11 protein-coding genes are annotated in these 13886 nt (G+C 69.5%); 6 read left to right on the forward strand and 5 right to left on the reverse strand.

Annotated elements, in window-relative coordinates; genetic code table 11:
• The first annotated feature begins 17 nt into the window (after window positions 1-17).
• The 6 genes from AB1K56_RS09615 to pepD all read left to right on the forward strand — a co-directional run bounded on the left by AB1K56_RS09615 (window position 18) and on the right by pepD (window position 7712).
• Window positions 18-1262, forward strand: a complete 1245-nt coding sequence (locus AB1K56_RS09615) for an epoxide hydrolase family protein (protein WP_371205470.1) — start codon at window positions 18-20, stop codon at window positions 1260-1262.
• A 99-nt stretch (window positions 1263-1361) separates the two neighbouring features.
• Entirely contained in the window at window positions 1362-2513 is a 1152-nt protein-coding gene (locus AB1K56_RS09620; RefSeq protein WP_371205471.1) for a sugar ABC transporter substrate-binding protein, read from the forward strand.
• A gap of 69 nt (window positions 2514-2582) precedes the next feature.
• Complete coding sequence (locus AB1K56_RS09625) at window positions 2583-3623, forward strand: ABC transporter permease (RefSeq protein WP_371205472.1); 1041 nt, start codon at window positions 2583-2585, stop codon at window positions 3621-3623.
• A complete protein-coding gene (locus AB1K56_RS09630) occupies window positions 3620-5146 on the forward strand; it encodes a sugar ABC transporter ATP-binding protein (RefSeq protein ID WP_371205473.1) in 1527 nt (508 codons plus the stop codon). The genes AB1K56_RS09625 and AB1K56_RS09630 overlap by 4 nt, the downstream gene beginning before the upstream one ends.
• A gap of 2 nt (window positions 5147-5148) precedes the next feature.
• Window positions 5149-6168, forward strand: coding sequence for an ABC transporter permease (locus tag AB1K56_RS09635; RefSeq protein ID WP_371205474.1), 1020 nt, complete (start codon window positions 5149-5151; stop codon window positions 6166-6168).
• 50 nt (window positions 6169-6218) lie between these two features.
• On the forward strand, window positions 6219-7712 hold the full coding sequence (pepD, locus tag AB1K56_RS09640; protein ID WP_371205475.1) for a beta-Ala-His dipeptidase: 1494 nt from the start codon (window positions 6219-6221) through the stop codon (window positions 7710-7712).
• A 48-nt stretch (window positions 7713-7760) separates the two neighbouring features.
• Here the strand turns inward: pepD and AB1K56_RS09645 are convergent, their stop codons facing one another.
• The 5 genes from AB1K56_RS09645 to AB1K56_RS09665 form a co-directional block, all read right to left on the reverse strand.
• Window positions 7761-9065 (reverse strand): MFS transporter, encoded by a 1305-nt coding sequence (locus tag AB1K56_RS09645; protein WP_371205476.1) that lies wholly within the window; start codon window positions 9063-9065, stop codon window positions 7761-7763.
• 52 nt (window positions 9066-9117) lie between these two features.
• Window positions 9118-10101 carry a sugar-binding transcriptional regulator gene (locus AB1K56_RS09650; protein ID WP_371205477.1) on the reverse strand — a complete coding sequence of 328 codons (984 nt, stop codon included), beginning with the start codon at window positions 10099-10101 and terminating at the stop codon, window positions 9118-9120.
• Window positions 10102-10228: 127 nt separating this feature from the next.
• Window positions 10229-11278 (reverse strand): ABC transporter permease, encoded by a 1050-nt coding sequence (locus tag AB1K56_RS09655; protein ID WP_371205478.1) that lies wholly within the window; start codon window positions 11276-11278, stop codon window positions 10229-10231.
• A 17-nt stretch (window positions 11279-11295) separates the two neighbouring features.
• Window positions 11296-12813 carry a sugar ABC transporter ATP-binding protein gene (locus AB1K56_RS09660; RefSeq protein WP_371205479.1) on the reverse strand — a complete coding sequence of 506 codons (1518 nt, stop codon included), beginning with the start codon at window positions 12811-12813 and terminating at the stop codon, window positions 11296-11298.
• Window positions 12814-12869: 56 nt separating this feature from the next.
• Window positions 12870-13862, reverse strand: a complete 993-nt coding sequence (locus AB1K56_RS09665; protein WP_371205480.1) for a substrate-binding domain-containing protein — start codon at window positions 13860-13862, stop codon at window positions 12870-12872.
• Window positions 13863-13886: the final 24 nt, after the last annotated feature.

Consider the following 13886-nt stretch of genomic DNA (forward strand, 5'->3'; position numbering starts at 1 on the left):
GAACGAGGAGGTTCACGGTGGCACACGACCACGACGTCCGGCCCTTCCGGATCGAGATCCCGCAGGCCGATCTCGACGACATGATGGACCGCCTGAAGCGCACGCGCTTCGCCGACGATTTCGCCAACGACGACTGGCGCTACGGCTACAACACCGCATACCACCGCACGCTCGTCGACTACTGGATCAACGAGTACGACTGGCGTGACGTCGAGCGGCGCATGAACGAACTCCCCCACTACAAGGTCGACCTCATGGGGGTGCCGCTGCACTTCATCCACGTCAAGGGCAAGGGCGACAACCCCATGCCGCTGCTGCTGCACCACGGTTGGCCCTGGACGTTCTGGGACGTGCGCAAGGTCATCGAGCCCCTCACCGATCCCGCGAAGTTCGGCGGCGACCCCGCCGACAGCTTCGACGTCGTGCTGATCTCGCTTCCCGGCTACGGCTTCTCGTCGCCGCTGCGCGAGACGGGCTGGAACTTCTGGCGCACCGCCGGCCTCGAGAACACCCTCATGAAGGACGTCCTCGGCTACGAGCGCTACGCCACCGCCGGCGGAGACTGGGGCGCGCTGATCGCGCAACAGCACGGCCACAAGTACGAAGACGACGTCATCGGCGTCTACACCCACTTCCCCGCGCAGCTGTCGCACTACCTCCCCGACCACCCCGACCAGCCCGCGCACGTCGCCTACGACTCCGCGCTGGGACTCCCCGCCGAGAGCGAGTACGCCGAGGGCGAGGAGGGCTGGTTCGAGCGCGGCAAGCTCTTCGTCGAGCGGGAGAGCGGATACGGCGAGATTCAGCTGACCAAGCCGCAGACCCTCGCCGCCCTCGTCGTGGACTCCCCGGCGGCCCAGCTCGCCTGGATCACCGAGAAGCGCTACTTCTGGGGCCTCGCCGAGCGCGGCGAAGGCACCGATGCCTTCGAGCGCGTGTGGCCGAAGGAAGACCTCGTCACCACCGCCGCGGTGTACTTCCTCACCGGTACCGGCGGCACCTCGTCGCGCTACTACTGGGAGTGCCGCGGCAACCCCTGGACCCCCTCCCACGACCGCACGCCCGTCGTGGGGGTCCCCACCGCCGTGTCCATCTTCCCGGGCGAGATCTACAAGCCCCCGCGCACCTGGACCGACGCCTACTTCAACCTCCAGCAGTACCGCGTCCACGACGACGGCGGTCACTTCGCGCCCCTCGAGGTCCCCGACGTGTACGTCGACGACGTCCGCACGTTCTTCCGGGCGCTGCGTTCCGCGGGCTGATCCCCGTACGACGCGGCACGCCTCGCGGCATCCCTCCCCGGGATGCCACCCCCTCCCTTACCCGACCGCCCCGGCGGTCCGTTCGACGAAGGAGTCGACATGTCATCCACCCCCACCCGTACGCGCATCGTCCGCGGCTTCGCGCTCGCCGCGGTGGCCGCGCTCGCCCTCTCCGGATGCACCAGCACCGCCGGTGCGGCCGGCGGCTCCGCCGAACCCATCGCGAAGGAGGACCTCGTTCTGGTCGCCTCGGTGATCAACACGACCAACCCCTACATGGCCTCCAACATCGCCGGCGCCGAGGCCCTGTCGAAGAAGCTCGACATCCCGCTCGAGATCGTCGACTCCAACGGGTCGTCGCAGACCGAGATCTCCAAGATCCAGGCGATCCTCGCCAAGGGCAAGAAGGTCGTCCTCTTCGTCAACACCGTCGCCAGCTCCGACGCCCCCACCATCGTCAACGCGGTCAAGCAGGCCGGCGGCTTCGTCACGATCTGGTGGAACAAGCCCGACAACCTCGACCCGGCCCAGGTCGGCGACAACTTCGTTGCCTTCCAGAAGATCCCGGGCGTCGAATCCGGAAGGTGCAACGCCGACGCGCTCGGGAAGTCGCTGAACGGGACGGGCAACGTCGTGATGCTGCCGGGCGTGCAGGACAGCACGACCAGCCAGACGCGTGTGGCCGGCTTCAAAGCCGAGATGGCGGAGAAGTACCCCGACATCAAGATCCTCGAGGAGCGCCCCTCCAACTGGGACCCGCAGCTCGGCTACAAGAACTCGCAGGATCTGATCGCCAAGTACGGCGACACGATCGACGGCGTCTGGAGCGCGGACGATGCGATGCAGACCGGGTCGATGAAGGCGTTCAAGGACGCCGGGCTCCTCGACACCACGAAGTTCGCCTCGGACGGCCTCTACCCCGACACCATCGCGTCGATGCAGTCGGGTGAGGGCAACAACGCCATCGTCGGCGAGACCTTCCACCGCGGCTACATGGCGTCGGCGGTCGGACTCTACACGGCCTACCTCGCGGCGACCGGCGAGATCAAGCCGTCCGAACTGCCGCAGGAGAAGCGCGACAGCCTGTTCGAACTCAGCTGCGTCACGCCCGACACGCTCGCCGACTTCAGTGGCTACGACGCCGCCGACGGTCCCGAGAAGTTCGTCGACTCCCTCATCGAGAACGGCCCCTGGGACACCGCGCCGATGAAGCTCGTCGGTGGCGGCCCCGAAGTGCTCCCGAGCAACTGATCCCCCCGCCCCTCCCGGCCGGCACGGCCGGGAGGGGTCCCTCCTCCCGCACCGACGACGGAGTCGAAAATGACCGACACCTCTCTCCGGCCCCCCGCGGCCGACACCACCACGGTCCGCACCCGAGAACAGCAGATCGCGCGACGCACGCGCTTCGCCGGATGGGGCGAGCCCGTCGCCCTCGTGACGGCCATGGTCGTGCTGATCGTGGTGTTCTCGCTGCTGAACCCCCGGTTCGCCACCTTCGGCAACCTGCAGAACATCCTCGATCAGGCCACGGTGCCGCTCATCGTCGGCGTCGGCGCGACCCTCGTCATCCTGCTCGGCTCGATCGACCTCTCGGTCGAGGGGATCATGGGAGCGTCGGGAATGGCGTGGATCCTCCTCTCGGCGAATTCGCGCGGCGGCCTCGACCTGGGCCCGTGGGCGTGGGTCGTCGCCCTCGTCGTCGGCGCCCTGCTCGGCGCGGTGAGCGGACTCATCTTCACGCGGCTGAAGGTGCCCTCCTTCATCGTCACCCTCGGCATCTGGTACGTCGGGCTCGGCGTGGCCACGATCCTCTTCGGAACGGATGCCATCCCCACCCTCACCGACGACTCCCTCTCGACCTGGGCGTCGCAGAGCGCCCTCGGTCTTCCCAACGGATTCCTGCTCGCCGTCGTCGTCGTGGTGGTCGGCGTGCTGCTGCTGAGGTACACCCGTTTCGGTCGCCTGACGCTCGCGATCGGCGACAACGAGGCCATCGCCCGCTCGGCGGGCATGCCGGTGGCCCGCATCAAGACCGCGGTCTTCATCGTGGCGGGGGTGCTCAGCGGACTGGCCGGCATCATCGCGACGATGAAGCTCGGAGCGGGTTCCGCGACGGTCGGCACCGGGACGCTGTTCCTCGTCATCCCCGCGGTCGTGATCGGCGGCACCTCTCTCGGCGGGGGGCGTGGTGGCATCCTCCGCACCGTTCTCGGCGTGTTCCTGCTGACCGTGCTGAGCAACGGCCTCATCCTCTCGGGCGTGAGCCCGAGCTTCCAGTCCGCCGTGTCGGGGGCCATCCTCGTCGCGGCGATCGTCGCCGCTGCCTGGTCGCAGCGCAACCGTCTGAGGATCGCGAAATGAGCGCACAGACCCCCGTCATCGCCCTGAAGGACATCCGCATCTCGTTCGGCGCCGTGCAGGCCGTCAAGGGTGTCTCGCTCGAGATCGGACCCGGTCAGGTCGTCGGCCTGATCGGCGAGAACGGGGCCGGCAAGTCCACGCTGTTGAAGATCGTCACCGGCATCCACCAACCGGATGCCGGGAGCATCGAGGTCAACGGAACGCCCGTACGCTTCAAAGGTCCGCGCGATGCGATCGCCGCCGGCGTCGGCGTCGTGCACCAGGAGCAGTCGCTGTTCACCAACCTCTCTGTCGCCGAGAACGTCGAGATGAACACCAAGCCCGGCAAGGGCGGAGTGGGACGCTCCGGCTTCTATCGCTGGGGACGACTGAACAGGGATGCCGCCGAGACCCTCGCCAAGATCGGTTCGAAGCTCGATCCGCGCACGAAGGTGGGAGACCTGTCGTTCGTCGACCGTCAGATGGTCGAGATCGCCCGGGCCATCCGCGTGCAGACCCGCCAGGGAGGGCAGCCCCTCGTGATTCTCGACGAGCCCACCTCGGTGCTCGAACGCACCGAGACGGCGATCCTCGAGCGCGAGATCGGCAAGCTCCGTGACGTCGGATCGGTGATCTTCGTCTCGCACCGCCTCGACGAGGTGATGCGCATCTGCGATCGCGTCCTCGTCATGCGCGACGGCGAGCTCATCGCCGATCGTGCGGTGGAGGACGTCACCGAGGCGGAGCTGTTCCGTCTGATGGTCGGCCGCGAGGCCCGTGCCGAATCGCGCGAGCGGCGCGCTCCCGCCGCCGATGAGCGTCCCGTCCTGGAGGTCCGTGGACTCGGCCGCAAGGGCGAGTACGACGACGTCTCGTTCCGCGTCTTCGCGGGCCGGCTCACCGCGGTGGTCGGCACGAGCGGATCGGGCCGTGAGTCGCTGTCGCGGGCGCTGTTCGGCGCGGAGCCCTTCGATCGTGGCGAGATCCTGCTCGACGGCGCTCCCGTGAGGGACTGGACGATCCCCAAGGCCGTGGCGGCGGGGGTCGGGTACGTCCCGGCCGAGCGACGCGTCGAAGGGATGGTGGGCGGCCTCACCGCGGCCGAGAACCTCACCCTCACGCATCCGGGGTCGTCGTCGACGGGCGGTGTGCTGCGTCACGGGCGACGGGACAAGACCGCGCAGGAGTGGTTCGACGCCCTCCAGGTGCGGCCCGACGACATCTCGCTCGAACTCGAACGCTTCTCCGGCGGCAACCAGCAGAAGGTCGTCCTGGCCAAGTGGCTCACCTCCGACGACCTCCGCCTGCTCGTGCTCGACCACCCCCTGCGCGGTCTCGATCCGGGGGCCTCGCAGATCGTCAACGCGCAGATCCGCCGCGCGTGCGAGAGCGGCACCGCCGTGGTGCTCCTGGCGGACACCCTCGAAGAGGCCCTGGAGATGGGCGATGACATCGTCGTCATGCGCGACGGCGAGACCGCGGCGCACTACGACCTCGTCACCGAGAACCCCTCCACGCTCGACCTGCTGGAAAGGATGCTGTGATCGTGAACGCCTTCGCCGTGACCTCTGAGCCCCCCGCCACCGCCGACGAACCCGGTCGCGTCAAGAAGCGCTCGCGTCCGCGCGCGCAGCGCGTGTGGCAGACCGTCGGACCGCTCGTCATCTTCCTGGCGATGCTCGCTGTGGTCGCTGCGCTGACCCCCGCGTTCCTCGGGGGAGGAGGGCTGACCATCATCGCCGCGTCGGCGGCGCCGATCCTGCTCGTCGCGCTCGGACAGGCCCTCGTGCTGCACATCGGTTCGATCGACCTCTCCAACGCCGCGATCGCTCTTCTCGGTGCCATCCTGCTCGCGATCACGCTGTCGTCGATCGGCCCGGTCGCCCCGCTCCTCGTCCTGGTGATCGTCACGGTCTGCGGGGCGCTGAACGGGCTCCTGGTGGCCTACGCGCAGGTGCCCTCGTTCGCCCTCACCCTCGGCACCCTCGGGATCTACTCGGCGGCCGCCCTCGTAGCCAGCGGGGCGACGACCGTTTACGTCGCCTCGGGGGGCGAGGCGATCGCCGCTCTCTACGCGACCGGGATCGTCGGCATCCCCCTCACGTTCTGGCTGGGCGTCGTGGTCGCGGTCCTGCTGTGGGCGATGCTGCGCTTCACCCGTCTGGGGCTCGGCATGACCGCCGTGGGGCGCAACGAGTCCGGCGCGATCTTCTCGGCCGTGCGCACGCGTGTCATCAAGGTGATCGTGTTCAGCCTCTCGGGCTTCACCGCGGGACTCGCGGCGATCACGATCATCGCGCAGGCCGGATCGGCGTCTCCCACGGGTCTCGGCAGCGATCTGCTGCTGCCCGCGATCGCGGCCGCCATCGTCGGCGGTACGTCGATCTCGGGGGGAGCGACCAACCCCGTCAACGTCGTCTTCGGGGCTCTGACGGTCGCGCTCGTGCCGATCGCCACCGCCGCCCTCGGCATCGACGCCCAGGCGCAGAGCCTCGTCTACGGCGTCGTCATCATCGCGGTCGTCGCCCTCACGATGACCCGTTCCCGCGGCGCTATCGTCAAGTGATTCCGCGGGTCGCTCCCGACATCCACCCGCTGTTCTCAGAGAGGAGAACCATGTCCGACACTCTTTCCGCCCCGTCCACTCAGGGTGTGCTCGACGACCTCCAGCCTCGCGAGGTGCTGCAGTGGTTCGAGGCCCTCGCCGGCATCCCGCGCGGTTCCGGCAACGAATCCGCCGTGGCCGACTGGGTCGTGGAGTTCGCCCGCTCGCGCGGCCTCGACGCCGTCAAGGACGAGCTCAGCTGCGTGCTCGTGCGCAAGCCCGGTCAGGGCGGCCTCGAGGATGCCGCACCGCTCATCCTGCACGGACACCTCGACATGGTGTGCGAGAAGGAGGAGGGCGTCGAGTTCGACTTCGCCACGGAGCCGATCCGTCTCCTCGTCGACGGCGACTTCATCACCGCCGACGGCACCTCGCTCGGCGCCGACAACGGCATCGGGGTGTCGTACATCCTCGCCCTGCTCGACGATGAGGAGCTCCCGCACCCGCCGCTCGAAGCCGTGCTCACGGCCATGGAGGAGAAGGGCAAGGTCGGAGCCGGCCAGTTCGACACGAGCCGGCTCCAGGGCCGGCGCATGATCGACTTCAACTGGATCACCGACCGCGAGATCCTCGCCGGTTGCAGCGGCGACGTCACCTTCACCGTCGACATCCCCGGTGAGTTCGAGGCAGTGCCCGAGACGCACTCCGAAGCCCTGAAGCTGCAGGTGCGGGGTCTGCGGGGCGGCCACTGCGAATTCGACATCCAACTCGAGCGCGCCAACGCGCTGCAGATCCTCGCCCGCGCCCTGCAGGTCGTCACCGACGGCCGCGACGTGCGCGTGTCGTCACCGTTCGGCGGCGCGCAGAACAACGCCATCCCCGCCGACGCCGAGGCGGTGCTGAGCCTGCGTCCCGCCGACGTCGCCGCCGTCCGCGAGGCGATCGCCGCCCTGCAGGCCGAGCTCTCGGAGGAGTACGACCTCGCCGATCCGGACGTGCGCGTGGAGCTGGTGGATGCCGAGAGTCCCGAGCGTGTGTTCTCGACCGCCGCCGCACGGCGTCTGGCCGCGATCACGCTGCTCATCCCGCACGGAGTCGTGCGCTGGAACCTCCACGTGCCCGACCGCGTCGAGACCTCCAACAATCTCGGCACGATCCGTTCCACCGACGACGGCGTGCGTCTGATGTCGACGATCACCTCGGCGCTGACCTCGCGCAAGCACGAGCTCTACGACCGGGTGGCGGCTCTCGTCGCGCTCGCCGAGGGAGGGGCGACGATCGAGATGTACGGCCTGGATGCGCCCGAATTCCCCTATCGGCCCGATTCCGAACTGCTCGCGGTCGCCTCGCAGGCGTTCCGGGAACTGCGCGGGGAGGAGCCGCAGGTCGAGGTGTCGCAGTGCTCGCTCGAACTCGGCATGTTCAGCAGCCGCGTCCCGGTCGCCGACATCATCTCCATCGGCACGGAGCTGCACGCGCTGCACTCGCCGGCCGAGAAGGTCAACCACCGGTCGGTCGAACGGACCTGGCCGCTGGTGAAGAGCGTCGTGTCGCGGCTCGGCTGACACGGCCCCAGAACGGATGCCGCGGCCTCGGGGTCGCGGCATCCGGTTTCAGGCGGGATGGGTCGTCGATGGACGCCCTCTCTCGACCACCGCCATCGCCGTGATCGACATCAGCGCGACGGCCGCCAGTCCGATCGTCAGCAGCGCCAGGCCGTCGAACAGGAGCCATTCGGCGAAGACCCCGCCGAGGACGTTCCCGAGCAGATACCCGGCGCCGACGACGACGGAGTACGCGCCCATGATCAGGCCGCGGTCGTTGCGGAACTCCGCCGAGATGTCGCTCAGGTGGGTCAGCGCGGCCGGGGTGAATCCGGCCTCGAGGAAGACCCCCACCAGGACCAGGGGAAGGGCGACGAAGAGCGGAGCGCCGCGATTGGCCAGCATCAGGCCGACTGAGGCGACCAGCGCGCCCGACACGGTGACGAAGAGCACCGGGACGGTGGGGAGGCGTCCGATGAAGAACGCCCACGCGACGATGCACAGGCTGAAGAACAGCACGTAGACCCCGAGCACGATCGACAGGCCCGCCTCGTCGCCGCGGAACGCGCCGGGGAACAGCTGGCCCTCCGCCCGCACGTCGCCGGCCAGGACGAACGTGATCTGCGACGTCACCCACGTGCCCAGGATCGCGTTGACCGCGATCCACGCGGGGAGGAACGCCAACAGCCGCGGCTGCACCAGGACGCGTATGCGCTCACCGAGCGAGGCGCGCGCGGGAGGGATCGTGGATGCCGTCGCCGGCCGCAGGAACGCCAGCACCAGGAGCGAGGCGATGACATAGGCCGCGGCGAGGGCGGCGAACGTCCAGAGCCCGAGTGCGCCGTAGAGGAGCGGTCCCGCGACGGCGCCCAGGGCGATCCCGCCCGATGACGACAGCTCGTACAGACTCGTCACCCGCCCGCGGCGTCGGGGGTCGCCGTCGCTCGCATCGGCCAGCAGGCCGAGCGTGGTCGGCGCCGCGATCGCCGCCCCGGCTCCGTCGAGCAGTCGCGACGTCCCGACGATGACGACGACCAGGACGATGGACGGTGCGGCGGCGAAGAGGGAGGCTCCGGGCGTCAGCAGGATGCCGGCCGCGGCGAGCAGCGGCGCCGCGACGAGGAAGACACGGCGTCCCCGCCGATCGCTCGCCGACCCCGCGATGGGGGCGAGCACCAGCTCGGCGAGGAAGCTGACCCCCGACAGGATGCCGAGCAGCAGTGGCCCCACCGGCGCCCCCTGCCGGGACAGGTCGACGAAGTACGATCCGAGAGCGAGGGCGCCCGCGGCCGACGCGGTCCGCAGCAGCAGCTGGGCCACGATGACGGCGCCGGTCCCGCGCGTGCGGGCGGTCGTCGTGTCGGGGTGGGGCATCGTCTGTCCTCCGCGGGCCCCTCAGGAGCGCGCTCCGTCGGGCGGTTCGTCGTCAGCGGGACGCTGGACCGTGCTGCAGCAGGTACTGCGCGGACTCTTCGTCGGTGACGAGCACGTTGATCCACCCGCCGCGCACAGCCGCCAGGAGTGCGTCGTGCTTGTCGGCGCCGCCCGAGACGCCGATGCGTCGTTCCGCCCGGCGCAGCTGATCGAGGCTGACGCCGATCACCAGGTCGTCGAGCTCGCTGGGAACGGGCTTGCCGTCGGCATCCATGAAGTTGAGGTTGATCTCGCCCACGGCGCCCTTCGCCCGGACGGCGTCGAACTGCTCCTGCGTGAAGAAGTTCTCGCCGCCCACCAGCGGGGGGACGATGGTGGCGTTGCCGATGCCGACCAGGGCGATGTCGAGGTCGTTCATGGCCTCGAGGGCGCGGCGCGCGTGCGGATCGTTCGAGAGGATCGCCTCGCGCACCTCGGGCGTCGACACGACACCAGGCACGCGCAGGAACAGCGGCTCCGCGTCGGTGAGCGAGGCCAGCCTCTCGGTGGCGTTGGTGGCCTGGTGCTGGATCGCGGGCTGGCCGACGCCGCCGAGCAGCTCGATCACCGCACGAGCGGAGGAGTGCGGGAAGCTCGTGAGATTCTCGACGAACCGGCGCATCGATCGACTCCACGAGGTGAAGCCGATCGCCTTGTCGCCCACGGGCAGCACCTGGAAGACGCCGGCCAGGGCGACTCCGAGCGTCTCGGTACGCTGCTCACCGGTCTCGCCCGAGGCGTCGACGACGTGTACCTCGCGCATGCCGAACATCTTCTCGACGCCCTCTTCGAGGTCGGCGTTCAGACCCACCGGTGGCACCACGATCGTGCGGACGATGTTCGCCTCTTCGGCCGCGGCCAGCAGGCGCGACACCCGCGCCTGCGAGATGCCCAGCGTGCGGGCGATCTCCGTCTGCACGATCCCTCGCGTGTGGTAGAGGTGCGAGACCTTCGTCATCATGCGCAGGTGCTCGAGCTCTTTGGGGTCGCGCGCCATCGTCTGCCTCCCGTAGCCGGACGGATCCTGAACGTCTACTCTGCCAGGCCGCCGGTGGGGTGCGGAGACACGAGAGCGGGGCGGCATCGTCGCCGCCCCGCTCGTGATCGTCGTCATGACGGCCCGATCAGCGTTCGCCCGATTGCGCTTTGCGGGCCTGACGGTCGGTGAGCACGGCCGCGACGATCACCGCGCCGAGCACGACAGGCTGCAGGTTGGGGGAGACTCCGAGCAGCGAGAGACCGTTGTTCAGCACGCCGATGATGAGCAGGCCCACGAACGTGCCGAGCAGCGATCCGGTACCGCCGGCGAGGCTGGCACCTCCGATGACGACGACGGCGATGACGTTGAGAAGATCGGCCGCTCCGGCGGTGGGTTGCGCCGAGTCCAGCCGTGAGGTCACCAGCAGGCCGCCGAGTGCGGCCAGGAGTCCCGCGATCGTGTACACGACGAGCTTGGTCCGGCGGACCGGGATGCCCGACAGACGCGCGACCTCCTCGTTGCCGCCGATCGCGTACAGCGCGCGCCCACCCGGACGGAAACGCAGCCAGAACGCCGCCAGCAGGAAGACCGCCAGCAGGATGAGTCCCTGCACCGGCACGCCCGCGATGCTCAGCCGCGTGAGGGACACGAACCACTCGGGGAAGCCGTTCACCGTGTTGCCGCCGGTGATGAAGACCGCCAGGCCCGTCGCCGCCGACATCGTCGCGAGAGTCGCGATGAACGGCTGGAGTCTTCCGACGGTGACCAGGATGCCGTTGAGCAGGCCGATCAGCGCGCCGACGGCCATGCCGAGCACGAGGGCCAGCTCGAACGGCATCCCGGCGTAGGAGAAGAGGTACCCCATCGCCATCGAGCTGAGCGCGAGGGTCGCCCCCACCGACAGGTCGATGCCGCCGATGACGATGACCATGAGCGCCCCGACCGACATGATGCCCACGGCCGAGATCTGGGTGACGATGTTGAGCAGATTGCGCGGTGTCAGGAAGTACGGCGACAGGATCGATAGCAGCACGAAGATCACGACGAGCCCGACGAGGGGGCCGGGGACGCGCCCCGCCCACTTCTTGAGGGTGCCGGGTTCGCGGGGACCGGCCGGCACGGTGCGCGCGGCGATGGTGGCGGGGCTCGCGGAGGCGTTCCCTGCGGCGGTGGTGGACGGGTCGGAAACGGTCATCGTCTCTGCTCCTCGGGTCAGATGTGCGTGGCTTCCGCGTGCTGCGGAAGGGCGAGGCGCATGACGGCCTCGGGGGTCGCGTCGGCGCGGTCGAGGATGCCCTGCGGGCGCCCCTCGGCCATGACCAGGACGCGGTGGGAGAGTCCGAGCACTTCTTCGAGCTCGGAGGAGACGACGATGACGGCCACGCCCTCTTCGGCCAGGCGCCGGATGGCGGCATAGATCGTCATCTTGGCGCCGACGTCGACACCACGGGTGGGTTCGTCGAGGATGAGCACCTTCGGTCTGTCGACGAGCCACTTGGCGAGGAGGACCTTCTGCTGGTTGCCGCCGGAGAGGTGAGCGACGGCGACGTCGGCCTGCCCGCGGATGTCGAGCTCCTCACGGAAGCGGCGGTAGGTCGCCGCGAGCGCCGAGCGGGTGACGATGCCCCGGCGTGACAGGTGACGCTGCCAGGGGAGGGTCATGTTGTCCATGCTGTCGCGGCCCAGCAGCAGACCCTGCGACTTGCGGTCCTCGGGGACCATCGCGATGCCCGCGCGGATGGCATCCTGCGGGGAGCGGATGACGGTGTCCTGGCCGTCGACGACGATGCGGCCCTCGGTCGCCCGGTCGGCCCCCGCGAGCGTGCGCACGACCTCGGTGCGGCCGGCGCCGACGAGACCGGCGATCCCGAGGATCTCGCCCCCTCGGACCGCGAAGTCGATGCCCTCGAAGGCGCCGCTGCGCCCGAGTCCGGAAACCTCGATCACGGTGCGCTCGCTCGCCTCGGGGGGCACGTCGTGACCGTAGGTGAAGTCACGGCCGACCATGGCACGCACGATTGCCTCGCGTGAGACGTCGCCGGTGTCCCAGCGGGCGGCGAGGTGGCCGTCGCGCAGGCACACGATGGCATCGGCGAGTCGGGTGATCTCCTCGATGCGGTGCGAGATGTAGATGATCCCCGCACCGCCGGCCTTCAGCGCCTCGATCTGGTCGAAAACGCGGGCGGTCTCGCTCTTGCCGAGAGACGCGGAGGGCTCGTCGAAGATGACGAAGCGGGGGGCACGGCTGAGAGCCCGGGCGATCTCGATCTCCTGCTGGGCGGCGATCGACAGCTCGTCGATGCGCTGGCGGGGATCGACGCGCGAGCCGAGGCGGCCGAGGACGTCGGCGGCCTCTTCGTTCATCCGCGTGCGGTCCACCCGCCCGCCGCGCATCGGAAGTCTGCCGATGAAGATGTTCTCGGCCACCGTGAGCTCACGCACCATGCGGATCTCCTGGTGGATGAGCACCACGCCCGCCTTGAGCGCATCGCCGGGGGAGCGGGGTTCGTACGCCTCACCGTCGATCGTCATCGACCCGCGGTCGGGCTGGACGAGGCCGGCGATCATCCCGGACGTCGTGGACTTGCCGGCGCCGTTCTCGCCGACGAGACCGACGACGCGGCCCGGGACGAGGGCGATGTCGATGTCGCTGACGACGGTGACACCGCCGTACTGCTTGGTCAGACCGGTGCAGACGAGGCCTGCGCCGGCGTGGGGTGATGCGGCCATGATGCTCCCTCCGGGCGCCGGTGGCGCGGCCGAGGCCGCCCACCGGCGCGACGTGGTCAGTTGCGGGCGGCGTTGGGGCCGTAGAACTTCGTGGGGTCGTTCGAGGCGACGTTGTCGCCGGTCACGAGCACGGCATCCTGGTACTGGTCCTGGGGAAGGTCGGTCTTGCCCTCGAGCAGTTCGATGGCGTTCTCGACGGCCAGCTTGCCCATCATGTAGGGCTGCTGGGCCATGGTTGCCTGCGTCAGGCCGTCGCCGATCGCGGTGAACATCGTGGGGAAGCCGTCGATCCCGGCGAACACCATCCCGGTGCGTCCGGCCTGCTGGGCTGCCTTCGCGGCGCCGAGGGCCATCGCGTCGCTCTCGCCGAAGACGGCCTTGAGCTCGGGGTGGGCGGTGAGGATGTTCTGCGTGGTGTCGAAGGCCTGCGTCTCGTCCCAGCCGGCGCTCTCCCACTGGACGGCGTTGATGCCGGGGTTCTCGGCGAGGGCTTTCTTGCACCCCTCGGTGCGCTGCAGCTCCGCGGTCGCCCCGAGAGGGCCCTGCAGGACCGCGATGTCGCCCTGGCCGCCCAGCTGCTCGAACATCCAGCTGCACACGTCGTAGGCGGCTTTGACGCTATCGGTGGCGATGAAGGTGGAGATCTCGACGTCGTCGGTCTCGGGCTTCTGGTCGAGGGCGACGACGGGGACGCCCGCGTCGTTGGCCAGGCGCACGCCGGCGCCGGCGGCGGTGGCGTCCTGCGGGGTGTAGATCAGCACACCGACCTGCTGGGTCAGCAGGTTCTGCACCTGATTGACCTGGCGGGTGGCGTCGTTGTCGGCGGACTCGAGGACGAGGGTGTACCCCTTCTCTTCCGCCGCGGCCTTCATGCCGTCGGCGGCGGCGATGTAGAAGAGCGACTTCTGGTCGGCGATCGAGACGCCGATGGTCTTCGAGCCGGACGGGGCTCCACCGGCGTCGGTGGTGCTGCAGCCGGCGAGGCCGAGGGCCGCGACGGCGCCCGCGAGGAGCAGGACGGAGGTGCGGCGAAGACGAGAGCTGTGCATGTTGTTTCCCCTTTGAAACAGGTG

Source organism: Microbacterium sp. BWR-S6Y, assembly GCF_041379845.1.
GTDB classification, from domain to species: domain Bacteria; phylum Actinomycetota; class Actinomycetes; order Actinomycetales; family Microbacteriaceae; genus Microbacterium; species Microbacterium hydrothermale.

Coding starts and splice junctions, on each gene's coding strand:
- AB1K56_RS09620 (WP_371205471.1), top strand. CDS start 1,362: ATGTCATCCACCCCCACCCGTACGCGCATCGTCCGCGGCTTCGCGCTC.
- AB1K56_RS09665 (WP_371205480.1), bottom strand. CDS start 13,862: ATGCACAGCTCTCGTCTTCGCCGCACCTCCGTCCTGCTCCTCGCGGGC.
- AB1K56_RS09655 (WP_371205478.1), bottom strand. CDS start 11,278: ATGACCGTTTCCGACCCGTCCACCACCGCCGCAGGGAACGCCTCCGCG.
- AB1K56_RS09630 (WP_371205473.1), top strand. CDS start 3,620: ATGAGCGCACAGACCCCCGTCATCGCCCTGAAGGACATCCGCATCTCG.
- AB1K56_RS09625 (WP_371205472.1), top strand. CDS start 2,583: ATGACCGACACCTCTCTCCGGCCCCCCGCGGCCGACACCACCACGGTC.
- AB1K56_RS09650 (WP_371205477.1), bottom strand. CDS start 10,101: ATGGCGCGCGACCCCAAAGAGCTCGAGCACCTGCGCATGATGACGAAG.
- pepD (WP_371205475.1), top strand. CDS start 6,219: ATGTCCGACACTCTTTCCGCCCCGTCCACTCAGGGTGTGCTCGACGAC.
- AB1K56_RS09660 (WP_371205479.1), bottom strand. CDS start 12,813: ATGGCCGCATCACCCCACGCCGGCGCAGGCCTCGTCTGCACCGGTCTG.
- AB1K56_RS09645 (WP_371205476.1), bottom strand. CDS start 9,065: ATGCCCCACCCCGACACGACGACCGCCCGCACGCGCGGGACCGGCGCC.